We start from the raw sequence: 24424 nt of genomic DNA on the forward strand, positions 1-24424 counted from the left end.
ACTCCCGTTCAAGCAAAACCCTACAACCTTCCATGATGGGTCCCCGACGCCCCTCCGATTCGGGTGTGGTTCAGTCGATCCGATACCGTTCGACCGCCGAATCGTCCAACGTCACTCCGAGGCCCGGATCGCTCGGGACCGTGAAGCGACCTCCCGAGGCGTTCCACGCCTCCGGGTCCTCGACGAGCGTCGACGCCGCGTGGACGTTCAGGGCACCGGACGGATAGGGGATCGCCGGCGACGACGCCGCGAAGTGCGCGTTTGCGGCCGTCCCGACACCGAGTTCGAGCATCGTTCCCATGAAACAGGGGAGTCCGTGCGCGCTCGCGACCGTCGCGACGTCGCGCGCACGCGAGAGCCCGCCGGTCTTCGCGAGCTTGATGTTGACGATATCACAGGCGTCCCGGCCCGCGAGGTCGGCGACGTCCGACGGGGAGAAACAGGCCTCGTCGGCCAACACCGGCACGCCCGTCGCCTCCCGTACCCGCCGGAGCCCCGCGACGTCGTCGTAGGGTACCGGCTGTTCCACCAGGACGAGCCCGCCGGCGGCCTCGTCGAGGACGGGGACGCGACGCACCGCCTCCGCGGCGGACCATCCCTGGTTGGCGTCGACGCGGATCCTCGCGTCGGGCACCGCGTCGACGATCGCCGCGATCGCCTCCCGCTCTGCCTCGAAGTCCGGCCCGCCGACCTTCACCTTGAACGCCGTGAACCCCTCTTTCCGGGCCTCGACCGCGAGCTCGCGGACCTCCTCCGGCGGACGGATGCCGATGGAGTAGTGGAGGGGGATCGTCGGATCGCCGTCGGGCGCGCCGCCGAGCAGATCGTACACCGGGAGGTCGCGTAGCTTCCCCAGCGCGTCGTACAGCGCCACGTCGACGCCGCTGATCGGGAACGGCTCCCCCGAGAGCGTCCGCTCCGCCCGGTCGACGAGCCGCGGGATGCGGTGGAGCGGCTCGCCCTCGACGAGCGGCGCGAGACGATCCTCGACCAGGTCCAGGACCGCACGCCGTGTCAGCCCGTGCGGCCACGTCGACAGCGGCGCGATTTCGCCGACGCCCGTGACGCCGGCGTCGGTCTCGACGCGGACGAGGACGTGGTCGTACGACCCTTGTCCACCGGCCGCGACCGAGAGGCTCGTCTCGTAGGACGTCTCCACCGGTACTGACACCGGGATCGTCTCGACGGCGGTGACCGTGGCGCTCATGTGCCGATCACGTCCCCAGGCCGCGCGCCGGTGTGGTCGCCGTCTTCGACGACGAACTCCCCGTTGACGAGGACGTGCTCCACGCCGGCGGGATACGCGGCTGGATCGAGGAAGTCGCCGGTCTGCTCGACGGTTTCGGGGTCGAACACCGTCAGGTCGGCGCGGGCGTCCCGTTTCACCACGCCGCGATCGTCGAGGCCCAACCGCGAGGCGGGCATGCCCGTCATCTTGTGGACGGCGCGCTCGAGCGGGATCACCTCCTCCTCGCGGACGTAGTGGCCGAGCACGCGCGGGAACGTCCCGTAGTTCCGCGGGTGCGGAACGCCCTCTCCGAGCGGCCCGGACTGGCGGAGCGAGGAGCCGTCGCTGCCGACCATGGTGAGGTCGTGGCGCATCACCGTTCGGACGTCGGTCTCGTCCATGCCGAAGTTGACGTGCATGGTCCGGTTCCCGTCCTCGAGGACGATGTCGAGGAGGATATCGGCAGGTCGGCGGTCCTCCCCGTCACGCGCCGCGAGTTCGGCGATCGTCTTCCCCTCACACGCCTTCAGGTCGGGGTTCTGGACTCCCGTCACGAGGATGCCGTCCCAATTGCTCGTGCGGTCTGCCTTCAGGTCGTCGCGGATCCGGGCTCGGGTCTCGGGGTCGCGGAGCCGCTCCAGGAGCGCGTCGTCGCCCCCGTCGTGGGCCCAGTTGGGAAGCAGCGCCCCGAGGCTCGTCGAGGAGGCGACGTACGGGTACTGGTCACACTGTACGTCGATCCCCTCCCGCTGACGAACGAGCTCCATCCGGCGGAGGGTGGCCCTGACCTTGCCCCAGTTGTCGGGACCGATCGCCTTGTGGTGGGACACCTGTACCGGAACGTCCGCCCGGCGGCCGATCTCGAGGGTCTCCTCGACGCTCTCGATGAGGCCGTCGCTCTCGGAGCGCATGTGGGTCGCGTAGAAGCCGTCGTGGTCGGCCGCGACCTCGGCGAGCGCGACGACCTCGTCGACGTCGGCGTAACACCCCGGCGGGTAGAAGAGGCCGGTGGAGAGGCCGACCGCGCCGTCCGCCATCGCCTCGGCGACGAGGTCGCACATCTCCTCGAGTTCGTCGGGCGACGGAGAACGGTCCTCGTGGCCTAAGACGGCCGCGCGGACGTTCCCGTGGCCGACGAGCGACCCGACGTTGAGCGAGAGCCCGTCCGCCTCGAGGAACGCGAGGTAGTTCGCCATCGAGTCCCACTCGTCGGGATCCACCTCGTCCCCGAGTCCGTTGCTCTCGAACCAGTCGTCGACGGAGCGGGCGGCCGCCCCGTACCGCGGCGCGGCGCTCGTCCCGCAGTTCCCGACGATCTCGAGCGTCACGCCCTGTCGGACCTTGCTGTGCGCGTCGCGGTTCGCCGGGAGCGTGAAGTCGGAGTGCGTGTGGATGTCGATGAATCCCGGCGCGACCACGTCGCCGGCGAGGTCGATCTCGGCGTCCCCCTCGCCCGCGACCGCACCGACCGCGGCGATCCGACCGTCGGCGACCGCGACGTCCCCGCGGTACCACGGCGATCCAGTCCCGTCGACGATCCGCCCGTTTCGAAGCACGTATTCGTAGCTCATCGAGCGAACTCACGGGAAGCGGTGGGTAAAGCGTGCTGCCGCTACACCGCAGCCGAATCACGGGAGGCGGAGGAGTGAAAGCCGGGACGACCGTTCCATCGGAACATGTCACGGACGATATCGGGCGAACGGTTCAGAGAGCGGTTCGACCGCTTCAACGAGATCGGGGCGACGGAGCGGGGCGGCGTGAACAGGCCGACGCTCTCCGAGGAGAACGCACGGGCACGGGACACGCTGGTCGAGTGGTTCGAGGAGGCCGGCCTCGAGGTTCGGATCGACGAGATCGGAAACGTCTTCGGGAGGCGTTCGGGTCGAAACGACGACCTTCCGCCGGTGCTGCTCGGCTCGCACGTCGACAGCCAGTACAACGGCGGCCGATACGACGGCGTCATCGGCGTGCTCGGCGGCCTGGAAGTCGTCGAGACGCTGAACGCGGCCGGCGTCGAGACCGAGCGGCCGATCGAGGTGGTCTCCTGGACCAACGAGGAGGGCGTCCGGTTCCAGCCGGACATGCTGGGAAGCGGCGTGTTCGCGGGGAAGTTCGACCTCGAGTTCGCGTACTCCCTCGAGGACAAGGAGGGGAACACCTTCGGCGAGGAGCTGGAACGGATCGGCTACCGCGGCGAGGAGCCGTGTGAACCCCGCGACCTCCACTGTTACCTCGAGCTCCACGTCGAGCAGGGGCCCACACTCGAGGACCGCGACCTGGCCGTCGGCGTCGTCGAGGGCGTCTACGGCTTCGTCTGGTTCGACGCCGCGTTCACGGGCAGCGCGGACCACGCCGGCCCGACGCCGATGCACCTGCGGAACGACGCGCTTGTCGCGACGGGCGACGTGATCGAGTCGGTCCGGCGCATCGCCGGGACGGGCGGCGACGACCTCGTGGGGACGGTCGGGTCGCTCGACGTCGACCCCAACTCGATCAACGTCATCCCGGAGCGCGTGGAGTTCACCGTCGACTTCCGCTCCTACGACGACGCCGTCGTCGACCGGGCGGCCGACCGGGTTCGCGAGGAGATCGACCACGCCGCGTCGCGTGAGGGGATCGAGGCCGAACACGAGGTCATCATGCGGATCGACTCCCAGTCGTTCGACGACGACGTGGTCGAGGCGGTCGCCGACGCGGCCGACGCGCTCGACGCCGACGCCACCCGGCTCGTCAGCGGGGCTGGCCACGACGCGAGCTACCTCAACCGCGTCTGTCCGACCGGGATGGTGTTCGTCCCCAGCGTCGGCGGCGTCAGCCACACCGAGGACGAGTTCACCGAGTGGGACGACGTCGTCACGGGTGCGAACGTCCTCCTGAACGCGGCGGTCGAGAAGGCGAACGAACGGGCCGACGGCGAGTGAGATCCGGAACGTCCCCTCGCCGCCGCGTGGAGCGACGCGGACGATCCGACCCGAGGATGGACGGGGGCGGGTTTTTCTAGGACGGAACGGGACCACACCCCATGACGGATCTGCTCATCGAGAACGCTCGGGTCGTCGACGGGACGGGCGCACCGTGGTTCCGCGGTGCCGTGGCCGTCGAGGACGGCCGGATCGAGGCGATACGCCGCGAGTCGTCCCCCGACGTCGATCCGGTGGCGACGGTCGACGCGGCGGAGAAGGTGGTGTGTCCGGGATTCATCGACACGCACTCGCATTCGGACCTGGAGCTGTTCGAGGACCCGACGCTCGCACCCAAGATCAGACAGGGAATCACCACCGAGATACTGGGGCAGGACGGGTTCTCCATGGCTCCGATGTATCGCGACGGCGGTGCCGACCAGTGGGCGAAACAGCTCGGCGCGCTCGCCGGCCGGGCCGACGTCGAGTGGACCTGGGGAAGCGTCGCCGACTACCTCGACGCCGTCGAGGAGAACGGCGTCGCACCCAACGTGGCGCTCCTCGTCGGACACGGGGCGGTTCGGTTCGACGTGCTCGGGATGGCCGACCGCGCCCCCACCGACGCCGAGCTCGACGAGATGGGCGAGCTGGTTACCGAGGCGCTCGAGGACGGTGCCGTCGGCTTCTCCACGGGACTGATCTACACGCCGTGTACCTACGCGGACACACGCGAGATACGGGAGCTGGCCGCCCGTCTCGGCCCGTACGGACGACCGTTCGTCGCGCACGTCCGGAGCGAGGGGCGGTGGATCTGGGAGGCGCTCGACGAGTTCGTCGACGTCGGTGCCGCGGAGGACGTTCCGCTCCACCTCTCACACTTCAAGGTCGCCGGCCCGATGCAACACGGGAAGGCCGGACGGGCGACTGAGCTCGTCGAGGCCGCCCGCGAGCGGGGCGTCGACCTCACGGCCGAACAGTACCCCTACACGGCCGGCAGCACGATGCTCTCTGCCGTTCTCCCGCCGTGGGTTCATGCTGAGGGACCGGACGGAACGCTCGAACACCTGACCGACGAGACGGCCAGGGACCGCATCCGCCGTGACGTCGAGGAGTGGCGCATCGACGGCTGGGAGAACATCGGCAAGCTCGCCGGGTGGGAGAACGTCGTCATCGCGAACGTCGAGACGGCGGCGAACGAGCACGTCGAGGGCATGGACGTGGCCGCCATCGCCGCGGAGCGTGACGTGGAGCCGGTCGACGCGATCTGCGACCTCCTCGTCGAGGAGGACCTCGGCGTCAGCATGACGATCCACATGCTCGAAGAGTCGGACGTGCGGGAGATCCTCTCGTACGAGCGGGTCTGTGTCGGGTCCGACGGACTGTTCGGCGGCAAACCCCATCCCCGCGTCTACGGCACGTACCCGCGGATCCTGGGACACTACGTCCGTGAGGAGAATCACCTCTCGTTGGAGGAGGCGGTACGGAAGATGACGTCGCTTCCGGCGCGCGCGATGGGACTCGACCGGAAGGGCGTCCTCCGGCCGGGGATGGACGCCGACCTGGTCGTGTTCGACCCGGTCACCGTCGAGAGCCGGGCGACGTTCGAGAACCCGCGGCGGCATCCGAAGGGGATCGACCACGTGCTCGTGAACGGCGAGTTCGTGGTTCGTGACGCCGAGACCACCGGAAACCTGGCCGGTCGGGCGGTTCGCCGGTAGTCGCCGGGTGATTCGCCGGTAGTCGCCGGACCGCCCGACGGAAGTCGTCCGGAGCCGCTCCCGCGACGAACAAAGCCTTTACCGCGTGGCCCGCCTACTCCCGGCAAATGGTGCTCGACGACCTCGGAACGTCCCTGCGGAGCAGCCTCGACACGCTCCAGGGGAAGACGCGTCTCGACGAGGACGACGTCGAGGAGATCGTCAAGGAGATCCAGCGGTCGTTGCTCTCCGCCGACGTCGACGTCTCCCTCGTCATGGAGCTGTCGGACTCGATCGAGACGCGCGCGCTGGAGGAGGAGCCGCCCGGCGGCACGACCGCCCGCGACCACGTCCTCAAGATCGTCTACGAGGAGATGGTCGCCCTCGTCGGCGACTCCACGGCGCTGCCGCTCGAATCGCAGACGATCCTCCTGGCCGGGCTTCAGGGCTCCGGGAAGACCACCTCCGCCGCCAAGATGGCGTGGTGGTTCTCGACGAAGGGGCTCCGCCCGGCGGTGATCCAGACGGACACCTTCCGCCCCGGCGCGTACGACCAGGCGAAACAGATGGCCGAGCGGGCGGAGGTCGACTTCTACGGCGACCCCGACGGCGACGACCCGGTCGAGATCGCCCGCGAGGGGATGGAGGCGACCGCCGACGCCGACGTGCGTATCGTCGACACCGCGGGCCGACACGCCCTCGAGGACGACCTCATCGCCGAGATCGAGGAGATCGAACGCGAGGTCGACCCGGACCGCTCGCTGCTCGTGCTCGACGCCGCGATCGGGCAAGGGGCCAAGGATCAGGCCCGCCAGTTCGAGGAGTCGATCGGGATCGACGGCGTCGTGATCACCAAACTCGACGGGACCGCGAAGGGCGGGGGGGCGCTCACCGCCGTCAACGAGACGGGATCGTCCATCGCCTTCCTCGGCTCCGGCGAGACGGTCCAGGACATCGAGCGGTTCGAGCCCTCCGGGTTCATCTCCCGGCTGCTCGGGATGGGCGACCTGAAACAGCTCTCCGAGCGCGTCGAGCGCGCGATGCAGGAGACCCAGGAGGAGGACGACGACTGGGACCCGGAGGACATGCTGGAGGGGAGCTTCACCCTGAAGGACATGAAAAAGCAGATGGACGCGATGAACCGGATGGGCCCGCTCGACCAGGTGATGGACATGATTCCTGGGATGGGCGGCGGGATGATGGACCAACTTCCCGACGACGCGATGGACGTGACCCAGGACCGGATGCGCAAGTTCGAGCGGATCATGGACTCGATGACCGACGAGGAGCTCGAGAACCCTCGCGTCGTCGGCCAGGAACGCACCCGCCGGATCGCCCGCGGCTCGGGGACCGACGAGGAGACGGTCCGCCAGCTGCTCGAACAGCACTCGATGATGGAGCGGACCATCGAGCAGTTCCAGGGGATGGGCGAGGGAGACATGCAGCGCATGATGAAGAAGATGGGCGGCGGCGGTGGCGGCCTCGGCGACATGATGGGCGGCGGCAAGGGCCCGTTCGGGTAGACCGCCCCGCGAGCCGCGGTCGCGCCCGAGTCGGTCCCGCCGGCCGGGATCGGAGCCGTCTCACACCCCGTCCGGCAGACCGTCAACTCTGCCGACTTCCTCCGTTTTAAGCGTTCGACCGGACAAGGGCGGCCGATGGACCTCCGGCGGCTCGCCGAGTACGACGTGCTCCTGTTGACCGCGCTTCTGTGGTTTCTCGGCAAGTTCCTTCGGTACGCGTTCCCGCCGCTTTTCGAGCCCCTCCAGGCGAGTTACGGCGTGAGCAACGCCGCCGTCGGAACGGCGTACACCGGATTCATGCTGGTGTACGCGCTGATGCAGTTCCCGAGCGGCGCGCTCGCCGACCGGGTCGGCGCGGTGCGAGTGATGGCGGTCGGCGCGGCGGTCGCGGGGACCGGGGCGCTCGCGCTCGCCGTCGACGCCCCCTTCGTCGCGCTCGCGGCCGTCATGCTCGTCATCGGCGGCGGGACGGGCGCGCACAAGACGGTCGCGGTGCGCCTCCTCGCGCGCGTCTACCCGGCGCGGACGGGCCGCGCGCTCGGCGCACACGACACGCTCGGCGCGCTCGGCGGGGTCGCCGCGCCCGCGGCCGTCGTGCTCTTCCTCTCCGCCCCGCCGCTCCTCGCGAGCGTGCTAGCGCGTCTGCCGGGTGCGGACTGGCGCGGGCTGTTCGTCGTCTCCGGGGTCGTCGTCCTCGCGGTGGCGGCCGCGTTCGCCCTCCGCGTTCCGGACCGGCTCCCGGAGGACGCCGACCGCGGGGAGCCCCGCGAGGGTCCCGATCCGAACGCGCGAGACTACCTCGTGTTGTTTCGCGACCGGCGGATGACGGCGTTCGTGCTCGTGACGATCGCCTCCTCGTTCGCGTACAACGGGGCCGTCGCCTTCTTCCCGCTGTACCTCTCGCAGGCCGCCGGCCTCTCCACGTCGACGGCGAGCCTGCTGTACTCGGTGCTGTTCGCGGTCACGTTCGTTCAGCTCGTCTCGGGCGACCTCTCCGACCGGCTCGGTCGTCTTCCGGTGATGACGAGCGCGCTCGGGCTGGCGGCGATCTCGCTCGTCGGCGTCGTCGTCCTCGTCGATGCCGGACCGCTCGTTCTCGGGGTGCTCGTCGCCGTCCTCGGGATCGGTTCGCACGGGTATCGTCCCGTCCGGGGTGCGTATCTGGTCGAGGAGCTCCCGGAGCGACTCGCCGGCGGCGGCCTCGGCGTCGTCCGGACCCTGCTTATGGTCGCCGGCGCGCTCGCACCGGGGATCGTCGGGGCGACCGCCGACGTCGCCGGGTTCCGGCCCGCGTTCGCGCTGCTCGCGGGAGCCGTCGCACTGGCCGCGATCGCGGCGGCGGGACTGTGGGCGACCGAGTGAGCCCGCCCGCTTGAGTCCCCGACCGGCTCCGCGCTCTCGGACGAACCGCGGATCGTTCGCGGTCCGCCGCCGTGAGCGCTGTGAGCGCCTCGCGTGGCCACGGGGATCGATCGCGGACGATCTCCCCGGCGAACGATCCGTTAGTCAATCGGCCGTTCGCGGTACGTACCTCACCGATCACACGACAAAAATCACCGATTCGACCGCTATCTACGCGTTTCATGTGTGTACTAACACATTTGCACGAACATCGGTGGGTTTATATATATATTCTCGCGACACTACATCGGACATGGTAGGGAGTAGCATATGTTACACGTAAACAGCTTAACTACCCGACCGGAGGCGGAGTACGGGCCGAGAGACGATCCGATCGGCACGGGTCGTCGTCTCGAAACATGCCGCGATACGGGGGGTACTCCATGACGGGTGCCGAGACGTTCGGTGCGATCTCGATCGTCCCGCCGCTTCTGGCGATCGTCCTCGCGATCGTCACCCGTCGGGCGATCCTCGCGCTGTTCCTCGGGATCTGGTCCGGCGGGATCATCTTCACGGGGAGCATCGGAGTCATCCAGACGCTCAACTGGACGGTCTCGTCGCTCGGCGAGAGCCTGTTCAACGCCAAGATCCTCACGATCGTGATGTTCCTCGGCGGCGGGGTCGCCATGATATGGCGGCTCGGCGGGGCGAAAGCCATCGGGAACGCCGCCACCGCTCGGCTGGACTCCCAACGGAAGGTCGGGCTCGCGACGTGGATCTTCGGCATGCTCTGGTTCTTCGGGGACTACTCCAACACCGCCATCGTCGGCACGACCATGCGGGACATGGCCGACGAGATGCGGATGTCAAGAGAGAAGCTGTCGTACATCATCGACTCCACCGCCGCGCCGGTGGCGACGTTCGGCATCTCCAGTTGGGTGGTCTACCAGCTGAGCATGATCGAACAGGGGTACGAGGCTGCCGGGATCGCCGACCAAGCGCCCGGAGCGTTCAACCTCTTCCTCCAGAGCATCCCCTTCAACATGTACTGTATCTTCGCCGTCGTGATGGTGGGTATCCTCGTCATCACGCAGCGTGACTTCGGCGAGATGCTCGATGCCGAACACCGCTCGTGGAAACACGGGAAGGTGCTCCGGGACAACGCGGTCCCGATGCAGAGCGCCGAGGACAGTCTGGGGGAGATGGTGACGGACTCGCCGCAGCTCCGGTACTTCCTCATTCCCGTCGGCTCGCTCATCACCGTCGTCTTCGCCGGCTCCGCCTACACGGGCATCGCGGAGGCCGGGGCGAACCCCGAACTCATCGACATCGTCGGCAACGCCGCGTTCGTCGACGCCCTGCTGTGGGGGTCGTTCTCGATGGTCGCGATGGCTCTCATCAGCGGGTTCGTCGGCGGCCTGATGGACCTCGAGGAGGCGATGGAGACGATCATCGACGGGTTCAGCATGATGATCACCGCGGCGTCGATCCTCGTCATGGCGTGGACCATCGGCACCGTCACGACCGAGCTCGGGACGGGCGTCTACGTGACCAGCGTCGCGGAGACGATCATCACCCCGATGCTCCTGCCCGTCGTCATCCTCTTCGCCTCGGCGGTGATCGCCTTCTCCACCGGGACGTCCTGGGGGACGATGGCCATCGTCACGCCGATCGCGATCCCGCTGGCGTGGAGCATCGGCGGCTCCGCCCCGACGCTCCTGCCGGTCGCGGTGGGAACGGTGTTCAGCGGCGCCATCTTCGGCGACCACTGTTCGCCCATCTCGGACACGACCATCCTGTCGTCGACGTTCACCGGGGCGGACCACATCGACCACGTGCGGACGCAGATGTACTACGCGGTGACCGTCATCCTCGTCGCCTCGGTGATGCTGCTGATCTGGGGTGCGACCCGGATCACGCCGCTGGTCCTGCTGCCGATCGGCGTCGGCCTGCTCTACGGGCTCGTCTACAGCCTCTCCGAGTGGGACGCCAGCCGCAAGGACCTCGCGCCGCAGGCGGTGCGGACGGAACAGCAGTCCTCGCCGTCGGACGACTGACGGCGTCGCGGTAGCCGGTTTTTTTGATCGAGTCGAGGAACGTCTCGGAGCCGTTCGTGGCGATCCGATGCTTCGTGAATTCGTGAAGCGACCGATGGAGTCCGGCTGTTAATAGTACGGTCGTTTGGATGGGGATCGGGTTAGTGAGTACGGGATCGTTGCTGGCGGGGTGACCACCTCCAAAGCCCCAGTCGCTCGGCGATACGCAGTTGCCGACACGGTAAACACCTCCAAAGCCCCAGTCGCGAGGAGGCCGTACGCTTGCTGCGCTCCTCACTCGGTCGCTATCGCTCCCTCGTTGCGGTGCTTGTGTCGCCTACGGCCTCCTCGCGACTGCCCCGTTGAGTCCCACCCACCCCGCACAGCCCCGCACCTCACGCCTCCCCAGCCTCGTCGCCGGACTACGTCCGGCTGCCAGAGGCGCGTAGCGCCTCGCTGCCGCTCGCTTCGCTCGCCGCGTCCCTCGCGGGCTCCTCGCGCCCTCCGGGCGCTCGGAGGCGCGCCATCGCGATATCTGATCACTCATCGCTTCACCTGTACTGAGCGGTTCATTCGGCCATCCGGCCGACAGTATAAGACCCGGCCGGCCGAACGGTTCGTCGAATGAGCCGGAACGACGAGGTCGCGTCCCTCCTCGAGGAGTTCGCGGACCGACTCGAGGCGACGGGCGTCGAGTACAAGCCGACGGCGTACCGCCGCGCGGCCGAGAACGTCCGCGAGCACCCGACCCCGATCGAGGACCTGGCGGCGGAGGGCGAGGACGCGGTGAGCGAGATCGACCGCGTCGGCGACGCCATCGCCGCGAAGGTCGTCGAGTACGTCGAGACGGGCGAGATCGCTGAACTCGAGGAGCTCCGGGCGGAGCTGCCGGTCGAGATCGGGGCGCTGACCGCGATCGAGGGCGTCGGTCCGAAGACCGTCGGGACGCTGTACGAGGCACTCGGGATCGCCACGCTCGACGAGATGGAAGCCGCCGCCGAGGCGGGCGAGATCCGCGAGGTGAAGGGGTTCGGCGCGAAGACTGAGGAGTCGATCCTGGCGAACCTCCCCTTCGCGCGCGAGTCCCGAAAGCGGACGCGCCTCGGCGACGCCCGCCCGGTCGCCGACGACGCCGTAGCGTACCTCGCGGAACTCGAGGACGCCTCCCGCGTCGAGGTGTGCGGATCGATCCGCCGGTGGAAGGACACGATCGGCGATATCGACCTGCTCGTCGCGAGCGACGACGGCGGGTCGGTCGTTGACGCCTTCGTCGACTGGCCGGCCGCGGACGCGACCATCGAGGCCGGCACCGGGAAGGCCAGCGTCCGCGCGGACGACACTCGCGTCGACCTGCGGGTCGTCGCCGACGCGGAGTTCGGCGCGGCCCTCCAGTACTTCACCGGGTCGAAGGCGCACAACGTCGCGGTCCGCAACCACGCGATCGACCGCGGCCTCAAGCTCAACGAGTACGGCCTCTTCGACGTGAGCGACGTCGAGGATCCGGACGCCGGTCAACGAGTCGGCGAGCGGGTCGCGGGCGAGACGGAGGCGGGGGTGTACGACGCGCTCGACATGGCGTACGTTCCGCCGGAGCTTCGCGAGGACACCGGGGAGGTCGCGGCCGCGGTCGCGGGGGCGCTCCCGGACCTCGTCGACCTCGACGACCCTCGCGGCGACCTCCACACCCACACCGACTGGTCCGACGGCGGGTTCACGATCCGAGAGATGATCGCGGCCGCGGCCGACCGCGGCCACGAGTACCACGCCGTCACCGACCACGCCGCCGGGCCGGGGGTGTTCGGGGACGTCGGGCTCGAGGAGGCCGAGATCGCGGAGCAGGCGGCGGCGGTCGCGGAGGCGGCCGACGCGGTCGACGCCGATATCGAGGTGCTTCACGGTATCGAGGCGAACATCGACGCCGACGGGGCGATCACCCCCGACGACGCGATGCTCGCCGACCTCGACGTCGTGGTCGCCTCGCCGCACTCGGCGCTCGACGCGGACGCCGACGCCGCCACCGAGCGGCTCGTGCGGGCGGTCGAACACCCCGAGGTCGACGTCCTCGGGCACCCCACCGGCCGGCTCATCAACGAGCGGCGGGGGCTCGATCCGGACGTGGAGGCGGTCGCGGCCGCGGCCGCCCGCGAGGGGGTCGCGATCGAGGTGAACGCGAACCCCGCCAGGCTCGACGCGGACGGCTCCGCGGTTCGCGCCGCGGTCGAGGCGGGCGCGACGGTCGCGGTGAACACGGACGCGCACTCGCCCCGCGAGTTGGACAACGCCCGATACGGCGTCCACACCGCCCGCCGCGGCTGGGCGGAGGCCGCCGACGTGCTCAACGCGTACCCGATCGACGAGCTTCGCGAGTTCCTCGGGTAGATGGGTCGCTCCAGTCCCGACGCCGAGGGTGGTCCCGATTCCGACTCCGCCGCCGAGGCCGGTTCCGGCCGCGCCGGCGAGCCCGCCCGCCCCCGCGTCCTCGTCGACGTCATGTGCGGCACGCTCGCGACCTACCTCCGGATCTGCGGGTACGACGCGGCGTACGCCCTTGAGGAAGGTATGGAGGACGACGACCGGATCGCGGCGCGCGCGACCGCCGAGGACCGGCTCCTGGTCACCCGCGACCGCGAGCTCGCCGCCCGCGCCGACGACTCGCTGCTCCTGACCGAACGCGACGTGCTCGATCAGCTCCGCGAGGTCGCCGACGCGGGCCATCCGGTGTCGGTCGCGGCGGAGCCGACCCGGTGTGGCTCCTGTAACGGCCCGCTCGAACGGGTCGACGGGGAGGCCGACCCCCCGTCGTACGTCCCCGACGGCCCCCGATCGCGGCCCCGCTAGCGGTGTCGAGACTGCGGCCAGTGGTTCTGGAAGGGGAGCCACTGGGCGTCGGTCGCCGAGCGAGTGGCACGGATCCGCACGGGAGAGTAGCCGGGCGCCGGGCGTCCCGTCGTCGCCCCCGAGCGCAACCCGTATGCCCGACCCGCCCGTACCGCGGGCCGATGGAACTGGAGCGGGCCGTCGACCGGCTGGAGGCGATCGTCGACCGCGTCGAGGACGAGGAAATGCCCGTCCCCGTCCGCGAGGTGTGGGCGTTCGGCGACGTGGCGCTCGGGCTCGACCCGATCGACCGGCTCGACGTCTACCTCACGAAGGACGTCCTCATGGACAGCGACGCGGACGCCGCGGCGGCCTTCGAGGACGAGTACGGGATCAAGGGGGTCGGATCGACGGTCCGCGCGTCGTGGGCGGCGGCGAACCCCGACCGCGTGCGCGCCAGCGACAACGGCTACGCAGCCCCCGAGAAGTGTCTCGCGGCCGAGTTGCTCGCCGGGATCGACGCGGACGCCGCCGGCAACGACGACGACGCCCCGATCCACTTCGAGGTGTGTAACGCGAGCTTCGGGGACAACGTCACTCAGCGACTCAAGGGCGCGCTCGCCCGCGAGGCGTACGGGGAGGTCCTCGACCCCCGCGGCGTCTGTCTGTGGGCGGACGGCCGCCGGGACGGGGAGGCGCTCGACCGGCTCCGGGAGGCGTCGTTCGCGATGCCGACGCTGCCCGCCGCGCTCTCGTCGCTCGGCGTCGACGACGACGTCGCCGGGGCGGTTGCGGACGCGCTCGCCGCCGAGCGAGCCGACCAGGACGGGTCGTCGGTGCGCGGCGACATGGTGTAGTAGAGGTCGTCGGTGCGCGGCGACACGATGTGACCCGGTTCGGCGTGTTTCCGCGACCCGACGATTTCCGCGACCCGACGATTTCCGCGACCCGACGATTTCCGCGACCCGACTCCTTTTGGGACCGATACGCGTGGGGATCGTATGCCCACCCCGACCGATCGCGTCCGGAACGCGGACCGATCGAGCATCCGCGTGATGTACGATCTCGCACAGAAACAGGGCGGCGACCTCGTCCGGCTCGAGGTCGGCGAGCCCGACTTCGACACGCCAGAGCACGTGATCGACGCGGCCGCCGACGCCGCCCGCGGCGGCGCGACCCACTACACCTCCAACGCCGGGCTGCTCGCCTGCCGGCGGGCGATAAGCGACACGCTCGCGCGCGATTACGGCGTCGAACACGACCCCTCGGAGATCGTCGTCACCGTCGGCGGCATGGAGGCGCTCCACCTGGCCACCCTCGCGACCGTCTCGCCGGGCGAGGAGCTGCTCGTCCCCGGCCCGACCTGGCCCAACTACGCGACGCAGGCGGCGCTCGCGGACGGCACCTTTCGGGAGGTCCCGATGCCCGCCGAGACGGGGTTCGACCTCGACGCGGACCGCGTCATCGACGCGATGAGCGACGACACCGCCGCGGTCGTGCTCACGACGCCCTCGAACCCGACCGGCCGCGTCTTCGACCCCGAGGAGTGCCGGGCGGTCGTCGAGGCCGCCGCCGACCACGACGCCTACGTGATCGCCGACGAGGTGTACCTCGGGCTCACCTACGACGGCCCCGCCGAGGGGATCGCCGCCTACACCGGCCACCCCGACCACGTGTTGACCGTCGGTTCCTGCTCGAAGCGGTACGCCATGACCGGCTGGCGGCTCGGCTGGCTCGCCGGCGACGACCACCTCATCGACGACGTGACCCGCGTCCACGAGTCGACGACCGCCTGCGCGTCGAGCGTCGCCCAGCACGCCGCGATCGCCGCGCTCACCGGCCCGCAGGAGCCCTACGAGGAGATGTACGACGCCTTCCGGGACCGCCGCGACCTCGTGGTCGACCGCGTCGCCGCGATCGACGGCCTCTCGTGTCCCCGGCCGGAGGGCGCGTTCTACGCCTACCTCGACCCCGGCCTCGACGCGCCCGCGATCGACGTCGCGAAGTTCCTCCTTCGCGAGCACGGTGTCGTCCTCGCGCCCGGCGACGGCTTCGGCGACTCGACGCCCGGCCGGCTCCGGCTCTCCTTCGCGAACTCCACCGAGCGGATCGAGGAGGGGTTCGACCGGATCGAGGCGGGGCTGGACGCGTACTGAAGCCCGGATCCGGTGTGTTCTTTGAACGAGTTCCCGTGTGAAAGAGCCGTTATACGTCGAGTGCTTATAAAACGGATGTTTCGTGAGAGAACAAGGTGATGAGAACGGTGTCGTTGCTGGTGCGGAGAACGTCTCCAAAGCCCCAGTCGTGAGAACTCGCGCGGCTTGCTGCGGTCCTCAGTCGTTCGCTCCGCTCACTCCTTTCGGTCCTTGCTGCGCCGTGCTTCGTCCTCACGACTGCCCCTTTGAGTCCCACCCGACCGCTACCGCCCCGCACCTCACGCCTCCCCAACCTCGTTGCTCGCGCGTTCGCGCTCGCAACTCCCTCGCGTTCCGGTCGCGGGCCGCCGGCCCGCTCCCGGGCGCGCCACCACACCGCGAATCTCCCGCTTCTTCACCTGTACTGACCGGATCGGGATCGACACGTCTCCATCCGTGAGGACTCCAACGGTCCTCCTTTTCCTAGGTCAGTTCATCAGTTCGCCGCCGTTCACGTTCAGCGTCTCGCCGGTGACGAACCCCGCGTCGCGGAGGTAGGCGGCCGCCTCCGCGATGTCCTCGGGTCGACCGAAGCGGTCGACGGGGATCGCCTCGAGCTGTTCGCGCTCCTCCTCCGGCGTCCGGTCGCCGGTCATGTCCGTCTCGACGTGGCCGGGCGCGATCGCGTTCACCCGTACCTCGGGTGCGAAGTCGGCGGCGTGGCTGCGGGTGAGGGAGACGAGCGCCCCCTTCGAGGCGGCGTAGTGACACTCGATCGGCGCGCCGGTGTGCGCGAGGATGGAGGAGACGTTCGTGACCGAGGGGTCGTCCGCGGAGTCGCGGAGGTGCGGCAGCGCCGCCTTCGTTACGTTGAACGCGGAGTTGACGTTCACGTCCATGACCCGGTCGAAGTCAGCCGGATCCAGGTTCTCGGTGTACACGTGCTGGTCGATCCCGGCGTTGTTGACGACGTGGTCGACGCCGTCGAACGCGTCGGCGGCGGTCTCGATCAGCCGCGCGGCGGCCTCGGGATCCGAGACGTCCGCCCCGACGACGACCGCTTCCTGCCCGCGATCCCGGATCTCGGCCGCGACCGACTCGGCGGCCGCCTCGCTCGTGTGGTAGTTGACGGCGACGTCGTAGCCGTCCTCGGCGAACCGAAGCGCGATCCCGCGACCGATCCCCCGCGACGACCCCGTCACGACTGCGGTTGGCATGTCTCTCCTGTCCGAGCCGAGCGACTTCGTCCTTCCGGACCCGGCGAGGGAGGGATCGAGGTGCGACGGTTCATGACCTACCGAACCCGGCCCACCGTCACCTCGAAGGGGACGAGTTCGACGCGCTCGTACTCGCCCTCGCGCATCGCCGAGACCACGTCGCGACCCATCTCCCGCCAGCGGCCGCGGAGGTCGTCGTACGCCGCCGGCGACAGGGCCGCTTGAAGCTCCTCGCGGTGGTCCTCCAGGCCCGCGCCGGACGCCTTCCGGGCGGCCGACTCGAGGGAGAGATCGGCGTACGGCGGGGCCGTCCGCTTCTCGTGGAGGTACCGTCGGGTTCGGACGTCGACGAGCCCGGCGTCCGCGAACAGCGACTCGACGCGGTCGCCGAGCGCCACGTCGGTCGCCGCGCCCGCGAGGTACGCCTCCCGCGCCTCCCGCTCGAGGTCGGCCTCGGCCTCGACCGTCGAGGCGACGGCCACCTCGGCGTTGTTCGGCTCCACGGCCGCGACGAGGTCGGTCGAGACCCGCGAGAGCTCCCGCACCGCCCGCGCCGGCTCCGGCAGGTTGATCAGAAGCGCCTGGCAGGCCGCGAGGTCTACCGCGTCGTCCCGAAGCGGCAGTCGGGTCGCGTCGCCGGCGGCGTAGGAGGCAGCCGTCTCCCCGCGAGCGACCGCGAGCAGGTCCGGATCGGCGTCGACGCCGATCACGGTCGCGTCCGGCCCGGCCTCCTCGGCGAGCACGCGAGTGAACTCGCCCGTGCCGCAGCCGACGTCGAGCACGCGCTCGCGGTCGGGAAGCGAGCAGTCCGCGAGTGCCTCGCGCCCGTCGGCCCACATCCCTTCACGGGTGAACTCGAGGTACTCGGCCGAGAACCGTCTCACGCCGCCCCGTTCGCGGCGGCGGGGATTAAGCGGCCGGATTCTCACTCGTCCGACCCGACGCCGACGAGGTCGGCGACCAGCGCGGCGGTGACGCCCGCACAGAAGCCGACGAACGCGCTCGCGACGCTACCGGCCAGAAACGAGCCCATGAGATCGGCGATCCACGCGCCGCCGTCGACGCCCGGCACGCCGAGCGCGCTCGCGACCGCGAGGAGCGTCCCGAGAACGACGACCGGGACGACGCCGACCGCCAGACAGGCCGGGCCGCCGCAGCGGGCGTACGCGCCGACGGCGGCGATCGGGGCGGGTGCGTACACCATCACCACCGGAAGCGTCCGCGCCGAGAGGATCGCCACGGTCCGGTGGTCGACCGCGCTCGCGACGAGGGTCGCTGCCGCCACCACCCCCACGGCGACGGTGAATCCGACCACGAGCCCGACCGCCCGCTCGCGCCCGCGACCGAACAGCAGCGCCTTCGTGGTCGTCATGGGCCGCGTTCACACGTCGAACGGACTTAAAAACGCGTCAGACGGGCGTCCTCGACCTTCCTCGTCTCCGCCGTGCCTCCCGACTCACTCGTGGCGGAGCTCCCGGACGCGCTCGATGTTCCACGCGAAGCTCTTGCCGTCCTCCGTCGGCGTCTCCAACACGAGCGGGACGTCCGTGAGGTCGGGGTGATTTATCACCCGCTCCATCCCCTCCTCGCCGATGAGCCCCTCGCCGACGTGGGCGTGTTCGTCCTTGTTGGTGCCGCAGGCGTGTTTCGAGTCGTTGAGGTGGATACACTTCAGGTGGTCGAGCCCCACCACGTCGTCGAACTCCGCGACCGTCTCGTCGACCGCCTCGGCCGTCGAGAGGTCGTAGCCGGCCGCGAACGCGTGGGCGGTGTCGATACAGACGTCGACGTCGGTCTCCGTCCGGTCGATGACGCCCGCGAGGTGTTCGAACTCGCCGCCGAGCTTCGTCCCCGCGCCCGCGTCGCTCTCGACGAGGATCGTCACGCCCTCGGGGACGTCGACGTCGTCGATGACGCTCGCCGCGTTGTCGAGCCCGCCCTCGACGCCCGCGCCGGTGTGGGCTCCGAGGTGGACGTTCACGTACGGGATCCCCAACGCGGCGGCGGCGTCGACCTCGCGTTGCATCGACTCCAGCGACTTCTCGCGGAGCCCCGCCTTCGGCGTACAGAGGTTGACGAGGTAGGAGGTGTGGATGACCCACGGCCCGTCGAGGTCGCGCTCGGTGTGTTCGCGGAACAGCTCCGCCTCCGCCTCGTCGATGTTCGGGTCCTCCCACACCTGCGGGGAGTGGGTGAATATCTGTCCGCAGTTGCCGCCGAACTGCGTCTGTCTGAACACCGCGTTCGCGATGTTCCCGTGCGGGGGCGTCTCGGGATCGTTGGACGCCCTCGACGTGGAGATCGAGACGTGCGCGCCGATCTTCAGGCTCATACGGTCGGTAGGCGGCCGAGGGGAAAAGCCGCTTCGGAAGCCGGCGACCGGGTCACTTCCGGTCGCCAGGCGGGGACCGAACCCAGTCGTCGTCGCGGTACCGCTCCTCCGCGAGTTCGCGCGCACGGTCGAGCTCGGCGTCGGTCCACGAGCCGTCCCGGTCGAGCGACCCGATTCCGTCCGACTGGCCGTCTCCGGTCCCGGCCCCCGTTTCGGCCTCGATCCCCGTTTCGGCCTCGATCCCCGCCTCGACCCACGACCCGAGCGATTCCTCGACCGCCCCCACCGCCTCCTCGCGGTCGACGTCGGCCAGTTCGTCGATCCCGACGACGCGACCGCGGAACGTCTCGGGATCCACCGGCGGGTCGTCGAACGCGGCGAGGTGAGCCTCGGCGTCGACCGAGTAGGAGAGCGAGCCGTGCTGGACCACCGCCTCGCGGGTGCGGTACTGCGCGTTCCCGGCGATCTTCCGCCCCGCGGCCACCACGTCGTGCGCGGGGTGAAGCTCCCGGAGGTAACAGGCCGGGTGGTACAGCTCCGGGACCGCCTCGTCGACGTAGTCGGCGTCGATCCCGAGCCGGGCGAACGCCTCGAGTATCGGCTCACACAGCAGGTGATAGGCGTCGAGGAGGTCTCCGGGCACGTCCTCTGCGGGGACGGCGATCGAGTAGGCGATATCGCCGTGGGAGTCGTGGACGATCCCGCCGCCGCCGGTCCGTCTGCGGGTGACGTCCACGCCGGTGCGCTCACAGGCCTCCCAGTCGACCGTGTCGGGGTCCTGCCCGTAGCCGAGCGTGAGACAGGTCGGGTCCCAGCGGTAGGTCCGGACGGTGGCGGGCCCGCCCTCGCTCGCGGTCTCGGCCGCGACCTCGTCGAGCGCCATCTGCATCGGTCCCGGTCGACGCTCCTCGCGGATCAGCCGCCACTCGCCTGCCGGCGCGGTCATGTCGTCCCGTCGGCGCGGCGAGCCGAAAGCGGTTGCGCTCGCGGTCGGCAGCGCGGCCGTCAGTGTCCGTCGCTGCCCGTCTCGATCGTCCGCGACTCGTACTCGATGTCGGCCTTCTCGAGGAACGACTCCAGCCGCTCCATGCCGCGGTCGGGGTCGTAGCCGACGCCGTCGAGGTGGGGGTTACCGTTCTCGGTGGGCTCGAGTTCCCAGTGCGCGTGGAGCTCGATCCGTCCCTCGTCGTCGCGCCAGCCGCGGAGGTGCGTCTGCCACCAGCGGTACGTCGTCCCCTCGGCCGAGTCGCGTTCGTACACCACGCGGGCGAGGTTCAGGACCTCGCCGCGCGTGTAGTAGGAGAACTCCCAGTTGGGCGCGAAGCTGAACCCGCCGAGGTCGCGTTCGAGCTCCGGGACGGTTCGGTCGACGACGAAGTACTCGCCGGACGGCCGCGACGCCGTGAACAGCGCCTTTCGCAGCTGTCGATACCCCTTCACAACGGCGTCGAAGGGAACCCGGACGACCTCCCAGAGGTTGATCCCCGGCATCAGCCCGGGATCGAACGGCGCGGTCGCGGTCGAGATCGGGGCGGGCGGTGACGAACCGTGGATCCGACGGTCGAACGTGGCGTGCGCATAGTTGACAATCATGACGAAACTATTTAATTCTAGATGTCAGATCGCCGCCCTCGGCTCGTCGCGGCGACCGGCACGGAGCGCGTCGTGAACGCCGCTCGCTCGTCAAAACGTTTAATCCGAATCCGTGCGACACGTCCACATGGTCCCCGTCCGTGCTGACGGTCCCGAATGAGGGGGCCGATCGGGGCGGACGCGGACGACCCGAGGTGAGCACGCATGGTCGCGGACGAGTACGACGCGGTGGTGGTGGGTGCGGGCGGGGACGGGCCGGTGACCGCCTGGAAGCTCGCCGAGGCCGGGCTGTCGGTGTTGGTGCTGGAGGCCGGGCCGTTCCACGGCAACGAGCAGTGGCCGGCCCCCCACGAGGAGCCCGGCGGTGAGGCCTCCTCGAGCGTCGAGGACCTGAGCGGCGACCTCCTCGACGAGCAGTTCACCACCCGCGAGTTCGAGATGGTAACGAACCTCGTGTTCGGGCCGGCGGACCACGAGCGCGGGTTCTGGTTCCGGAAGTTCCCCGGCGACGGCGCGATCCTCCAGTGTGCCGGCGTCGGCGGCACCACTCTCCACTACACCGGTTGTCACCCCCGTGCGTATCCGGCGTCGATCGACGAGCAGGGCCACTGGCCGATCGAGTACGCCGACCTGGTTCCCTACTACCGGGAGGTCGAGGAGATGTGCGAGGTCGCACCCGCGCCCGTCACCGCTAAAGAGGAGCTGTTCTTCCGCGGGGCGGAGGCGGCGGGCTGGGACCTGATAGAGGACCTGAACGTCACCGAACCGGGCTATCGTCCGCAGCCGAACGCGATCAAACGGCCGGACGAGAAGCTCCACGTCGACGGCGACTACGACGGCGAGTTCACCTATCCGGACATCGAGGGCGACACCCTCGCGCTCGGCAACATCGCCGGAAACCCGCATCCCCTGGGCGCACCTTTCGAGGAGAAGGCCAAGCGGGCGAGCAACGTGAGCTTCGTGCCCGCGGCGTTACGCACCGGCAACACCACGATCCGGCCGAACGCCTTCGTCACCGACGTGATCACCGAGCAGGGGCTGGGGGACGTTCCGACCGCCACCGGCGTCGAGTTCCGGGACACGTGGTCGGGGACGACCGAGCGGGTGGACGCCGAAGTGGTGGTGCTGGCGGCGGGCGCGATCGAGACCCCCCGGCTCTGGCTCAACGCCGACCTCCCCGACAACGGCTGGGTCGGTCGCGGGCTGACGATCCACTTCGGCGACAACGTGATGGGGCTGTGGGACGGCGACGACCTCGATGAGACGATCGGGAAGGACACGGTCGACCAACACCACGGCCAGGACATCGCCGCCCGCCTCGACTACCCCGGCGTGGGAATGCTCCAGACGGTCGGCACCGCGCCTGGGATCGGGGCGATCCTCGGCTTCGGCGCGAGCGCGTCGGGGTTCTCGTTCCTGAACGATCCCGCCGACGCGCCCTGGGACACGATGGGGCGGCTTGCCGGGGGAGATCTCAAACGCCTGCTCTCCGACTACCGCCGGATGCTACAGATACTCGTCGTGAGCGACGATCGACCCCATCAACGAAACGGGGTGAGCGTCGCGCCGGGGATCGCGGACGAGCACGGCCCGATCCCGATCGTCAACTACGAGCCGAGCGAGGGGGACCGACGGCGACGGGACGAGCTGGCGGCGGTCGCCGCGGAGGTCCTGCGGGAGGCGGGCGCATCCCACGTCCACCGCTCCGACTCCCCGCCGACGGCACTCCACGTTCACAGCACGATGCGGATGGGGAAGGTGGTCGACGAGGCGTGCGAGGCGTACGACGTCGACCGTCTGTTCGTGGCGGACCACTCAGCGCTCGCGAACGGCGTCGGCGGCGCCAACCCGACGAACACGGGGCAGGCGCTCGCGGCTCGGACGGGCGAGGAGATCCTCGAGCGACACTTCTGATCGATGGTGCTGGTCGGGCACGCCGAACTCGATCTCACGTCGGGTCGCGGACGCGACGTTCGAGCACGAACGAGTACCGGGATCCCTCCCGCCACTCCGCGACGCTTCCCTCGTGGATCTCGCCCGAGGAGTACACGCGCTCGTCGTCGAACGCGATCACGTGCCGGGGCCAGGGGTACGGGAGGTTCCAGCAGAACCCGATCCCGATCCCGTCGCGGTCGTGCGCGACGGCCCACGAGAGCGCGACGAGCGTGTAGTCCTCACAGTCCCCGCGACCCGCCTCGACGCACTCGTCCGGGTACCGCGCGAAATCACGAACGCCGTTCCACGGGTCCTGGGTCCACTCGTACTCCGATCGGGACCACTCCTCGAGGTCGAACTCCTCCCACCGGTCGTCGCGGTCGACGTAGCGCCCAGGCGCGACGAAGGTGAGCGGCGTCCAGCGACGGGGGTTCATGCCCACCGGTACGCCGTCGATCCCAGTAATGGTACTGGAACACACGGATTGACGAGAGGCCCCAGCTCGTTGCGGATCGTGATCCGGAGTCTTTTGATATCGCTAAATATAATTTATACTCTGTCCACATCGAACGCGGGCCGTTTTTACGAATCCCCGGAGTAGGGGCCGTATGGTACGCAACGTCGCCGGCGACATGGCCGAGCTCGAGCCCGAGGACTTCTATCTCCTCTCGGGCGTCGAGCAGGGGATGCGCTTCTCCGAGTGGGTGCGCCGCGACAAACTCCCCGACTACGCCGACCTGACGCGCGAGGAGATCGAGTACCGGATCGACCGGTGTCTCGACCGGGAGCTGATAGAGCGGAAGACGATCCAGTACGAGGGGTACCAACTCACGTTCGAGGGGTACGACGCGCTCGCGCTTCGGACGTTCTCCGAGCGCGGGACGATAGACGGCGTCGGCTCACCGCTCGGGCTCGGCAAGGAGGGCGACGTCTACGAGGTCCAGTCGTTCAAACCTCTCGCGTTGAAGTACCACCGGGAGGGGTACACCAACTTCCGGGCGGTCAACCGCGAGCGGGAGTACACCGCCGACCGCGACCACGTCTCCTGGATGTACACCGCGCGCAAGGCGGCCGAACGCGAGTACGAGGCGATGGAGTCGCTGTATCCCGACGTGTCGGTTCCCCGTCCGGTCGATCACAACCGCCACGCGATCGTGATGGACAAGTTCGCCGGCGTCGAGCTCGCCCGCGCCAAGCTCGAACCGGAGCAGGCGACGGGCGTCCTCGATCTGATCTATCGGGAACTGGTGACCGCCCACGAACTCGGCTGGATCCACGCCGACGTGTCCGAACACAACGTCGCCGTCGCCGAGGACGGGGTCACCGTGTTCGACTGGCCACAGGCGGTTCCGACCGACCACGCGAACGCCCGCGAGTTCCTCGAACGCGACGTGGCCAACCTCCTCCGGTACTTCGGTCGAAAGTACCCCCATGAGATCGATCGCGACGCCGATACCGCCGCGATCGCCGCCGCGATCGCCGACGGCTCCTTCGAGACGGTGCGGGCGTTCGACAGTGTATAAACTATATTCCGCGATAGAAAATTAGATTGGTACCGGTTCCACGGCCGGTGCGACCGTCGAACGCCGCCCGTTCAACAAGCGAGTGATACGTCGAAGGTCGAGGGCGTTCGGTGGACGCAGCGAGCACTGTTCGAGGATGTCAGACGT

The 24424-nt window shown here is 69.5% G+C and carries 19 protein-coding genes and 1 pseudogene; 11 read left to right on the forward strand and 9 right to left on the reverse strand.

All coding sequences use genetic code 11. From position 1 onward, the window contains the following. Positions 1-70: 70 nt before the first annotated feature. Both NO889_RS09010 and NO889_RS09015 read right to left on the reverse strand, forming a co-directional pair. Positions 71-1207 (reverse strand): mandelate racemase/muconate lactonizing enzyme family protein, encoded by a 1137-nt coding sequence (locus NO889_RS09010; protein ID WP_256411928.1) that lies wholly within the window; start codon positions 1205-1207, stop codon positions 71-73. Further along, the gene (locus NO889_RS09015; RefSeq protein WP_256411929.1) at positions 1204-2799 is read right to left on the reverse strand and encodes an N-acyl-D-amino-acid deacylase family protein; all 1596 of its coding nucleotides are present in this window, start codon (positions 2797-2799) and stop codon (positions 1204-1206) included. The genes NO889_RS09010 and NO889_RS09015 overlap by 4 nt, the downstream gene beginning before the upstream one ends. 105 nt (positions 2800-2904) lie before the next feature. Between NO889_RS09015 and NO889_RS09020 the strand changes: the two genes are divergently transcribed. The 9 genes and pseudogenes from NO889_RS09020 to NO889_RS09060 all read left to right on the forward strand — a co-directional run bounded on the left by NO889_RS09020 (position 2905) and on the right by NO889_RS09060 (position 15698). Further along, entirely contained in the window at positions 2905-4149 is a 1245-nt protein-coding gene (locus NO889_RS09020) for a Zn-dependent hydrolase (protein ID WP_256411930.1), read from the forward strand. 101 nt (positions 4150-4250) lie between these two features. Then, positions 4251-5846, forward strand: a complete 1596-nt coding sequence (locus NO889_RS09025; RefSeq protein ID WP_256411931.1) for an N-acyl-D-amino-acid deacylase family protein — start codon at positions 4251-4253, stop codon at positions 5844-5846. Between the two features lie 107 nt (positions 5847-5953). Then, positions 5954-7348, forward strand: coding sequence for a signal recognition particle protein Srp54 (locus NO889_RS09030; protein WP_256411932.1), 1395 nt, complete (start codon positions 5954-5956; stop codon positions 7346-7348). Positions 7349-7483: 135 nt separating this feature from the next. After that, on the forward strand, positions 7484-8710 hold the full coding sequence (locus NO889_RS09035; RefSeq protein WP_256411933.1) for an MFS transporter: 1227 nt from the start codon (positions 7484-7486) through the stop codon (positions 8708-8710). 422 nt (positions 8711-9132) lie between these two features. Beyond that, a complete protein-coding gene (locus NO889_RS09040) occupies positions 9133-10746 on the forward strand; it encodes a Na+/H+ antiporter NhaC family protein (RefSeq protein WP_256411934.1) in 1614 nt (537 codons plus the stop codon). Between the two features lie 603 nt (positions 10747-11349). After that, positions 11350-13104 carry a DNA polymerase/3'-5' exonuclease PolX gene (gene polX, locus NO889_RS09045; RefSeq protein ID WP_256411935.1) on the forward strand — a complete coding sequence of 585 codons (1755 nt, stop codon included), beginning with the start codon at positions 11350-11352 and terminating at the stop codon, positions 13102-13104. After that, positions 13105-13653, forward strand: a pseudogene (locus NO889_RS09050) (Mut7-C RNAse domain-containing protein). A gap of 71 nt (positions 13654-13724) precedes the next feature. After that, complete coding sequence (locus tag NO889_RS09055) at positions 13725-14399, forward strand: DUF7095 family protein (RefSeq protein ID WP_256411936.1); 675 nt, start codon at positions 13725-13727, stop codon at positions 14397-14399. 144 nt (positions 14400-14543) lie between these two features. Further along, positions 14544-15698, forward strand: coding sequence for a pyridoxal phosphate-dependent aminotransferase (locus NO889_RS09060; protein ID WP_256411937.1), 1155 nt, complete (start codon positions 14544-14546; stop codon positions 15696-15698). A 467-nt stretch (positions 15699-16165) separates the two neighbouring features. Here NO889_RS09060 and NO889_RS09065 read toward each other — a convergent pair whose 3' ends face one another. The 6 genes from NO889_RS09065 to NO889_RS09090 form a co-directional block, all read right to left on the reverse strand. Beyond that, entirely contained in the window at positions 16166-16894 is a 729-nt protein-coding gene (locus tag NO889_RS09065; protein ID WP_256411938.1) for an SDR family NAD(P)-dependent oxidoreductase, read from the reverse strand. A 77-nt stretch (positions 16895-16971) separates the two neighbouring features. Next, on the reverse strand, positions 16972-17778 hold the full coding sequence (locus NO889_RS09070) for a class I SAM-dependent methyltransferase (protein ID WP_256411939.1): 807 nt from the start codon (positions 17776-17778) through the stop codon (positions 16972-16974). A gap of 41 nt (positions 17779-17819) precedes the next feature. Next, on the reverse strand, positions 17820-18266 hold the full coding sequence (locus NO889_RS09075) for a hypothetical protein (RefSeq protein WP_256411940.1): 447 nt from the start codon (positions 18264-18266) through the stop codon (positions 17820-17822). A gap of 84 nt (positions 18267-18350) precedes the next feature. Further along, positions 18351-19226: a deoxyribonuclease IV gene (locus NO889_RS09080; protein WP_256411941.1), complete on the reverse strand. Its 876-nt coding sequence runs from the start codon at positions 19224-19226 to the stop codon at positions 18351-18353. A gap of 52 nt (positions 19227-19278) precedes the next feature. Further along, positions 19279-20172, reverse strand: a complete 894-nt coding sequence (locus tag NO889_RS09085; RefSeq protein ID WP_256411942.1) for a lipoate--protein ligase family protein — start codon at positions 20170-20172, stop codon at positions 19279-19281. 59 nt (positions 20173-20231) lie between these two features. Continuing rightward, positions 20232-20819, reverse strand: a complete 588-nt coding sequence (locus NO889_RS09090; RefSeq protein ID WP_256411943.1) for a hypothetical protein — start codon at positions 20817-20819, stop codon at positions 20232-20234. A gap of 204 nt (positions 20820-21023) precedes the next feature. On the opposite strand from NO889_RS09090, the gene NO889_RS09095 reads away from it, so the two are divergent. Continuing rightward, positions 21024-22733, forward strand: coding sequence for a GMC oxidoreductase (locus NO889_RS09095; RefSeq protein ID WP_256411944.1), 1710 nt, complete (start codon positions 21024-21026; stop codon positions 22731-22733). Between the two features lie 34 nt (positions 22734-22767). On the opposite strand, the gene NO889_RS09100 is transcribed toward NO889_RS09095, so the two are convergent. Next, positions 22768-23190 (reverse strand): hypothetical protein, encoded by a 423-nt coding sequence (locus NO889_RS09100; RefSeq protein ID WP_256411945.1) that lies wholly within the window; start codon positions 23188-23190, stop codon positions 22768-22770. Positions 23191-23362: 172 nt separating this feature from the next. Between NO889_RS09100 and NO889_RS09105 the strand changes: the two genes are divergently transcribed. Continuing rightward, the gene (locus NO889_RS09105) at positions 23363-24277 is read left to right on the forward strand and encodes a serine/threonine-protein kinase RIO2 (RefSeq protein ID WP_256411946.1); all 915 of its coding nucleotides are present in this window, start codon (positions 23363-23365) and stop codon (positions 24275-24277) included. Positions 24278-24424: the final 147 nt, after the last annotated feature.

This window comes from Halorubrum rubrum, from assembly GCF_024494685.1.
Taxonomy (GTDB): Archaea; Halobacteriota; Halobacteria; order Halobacteriales; family Haloferacaceae; genus Halorubrum; species Halorubrum rubrum.

Bases quoted from the DNA above. Each gene is read 5' to 3' on its own strand.
- polX (WP_256411935.1), top strand. From the start codon at position 11,350: ATGAGCCGGAACGACGAGGTCGCGTCCCTCCTCGAGGAGTTCGCGGAC.
- NO889_RS09035 (WP_256411933.1), top strand. From the start codon at position 7,484: ATGGACCTCCGGCGGCTCGCCGAGTACGACGTGCTCCTGTTGACCGCG.
- NO889_RS09055 (WP_256411936.1), top strand. From the start codon at position 13,725: ATGGAACTGGAGCGGGCCGTCGACCGGCTGGAGGCGATCGTCGACCGC.
- NO889_RS09060 (WP_256411937.1), top strand. From the start codon at position 14,544: ATGCCCACCCCGACCGATCGCGTCCGGAACGCGGACCGATCGAGCATC.
- NO889_RS09100 (WP_256411945.1), bottom strand. From the start codon at position 23,190: ATGAACCCCCGTCGCTGGACGCCGCTCACCTTCGTCGCGCCTGGGCGC.
- NO889_RS09015 (WP_256411929.1), bottom strand. From the start codon at position 2,799: ATGAGCTACGAATACGTGCTTCGAAACGGGCGGATCGTCGACGGGACT.
- NO889_RS09020 (WP_256411930.1), top strand. From the start codon at position 2,905: ATGTCACGGACGATATCGGGCGAACGGTTCAGAGAGCGGTTCGACCGC.
- NO889_RS09090 (WP_256411943.1), bottom strand. From the start codon at position 20,819: ATGATTGTCAACTATGCGCACGCCACGTTCGACCGTCGGATCCACGGT.
- NO889_RS09025 (WP_256411931.1), top strand. From the start codon at position 4,251: ATGACGGATCTGCTCATCGAGAACGCTCGGGTCGTCGACGGGACGGGC.
- NO889_RS09040 (WP_256411934.1), top strand. From the start codon at position 9,133: ATGACGGGTGCCGAGACGTTCGGTGCGATCTCGATCGTCCCGCCGCTT.
- NO889_RS09105 (WP_256411946.1), top strand. From the start codon at position 23,363: ATGGTACGCAACGTCGCCGGCGACATGGCCGAGCTCGAGCCCGAGGAC.
- NO889_RS09065 (WP_256411938.1), bottom strand. From the start codon at position 16,894: ATGCCAACCGCAGTCGTGACGGGGTCGTCGCGGGGGATCGGTCGCGGG.
- NO889_RS09085 (WP_256411942.1), bottom strand. From the start codon at position 20,172: ATGACCGCGCCGGCAGGCGAGTGGCGGCTGATCCGCGAGGAGCGTCGA.
- NO889_RS09075 (WP_256411940.1), bottom strand. From the start codon at position 18,266: ATGACGACCACGAAGGCGCTGCTGTTCGGTCGCGGGCGCGAGCGGGCG.
- NO889_RS09095 (WP_256411944.1), top strand. From the start codon at position 21,024: ATGGTCGCGGACGAGTACGACGCGGTGGTGGTGGGTGCGGGCGGGGAC.
- NO889_RS09030 (WP_256411932.1), top strand. From the start codon at position 5,954: ATGGTGCTCGACGACCTCGGAACGTCCCTGCGGAGCAGCCTCGACACG.
- NO889_RS09010 (WP_256411928.1), bottom strand. From the start codon at position 1,207: ATGAGCGCCACGGTCACCGCCGTCGAGACGATCCCGGTGTCAGTACCG.
- NO889_RS09080 (WP_256411941.1), bottom strand. From the start codon at position 19,226: ATGAGCCTGAAGATCGGCGCGCACGTCTCGATCTCCACGTCGAGGGCG.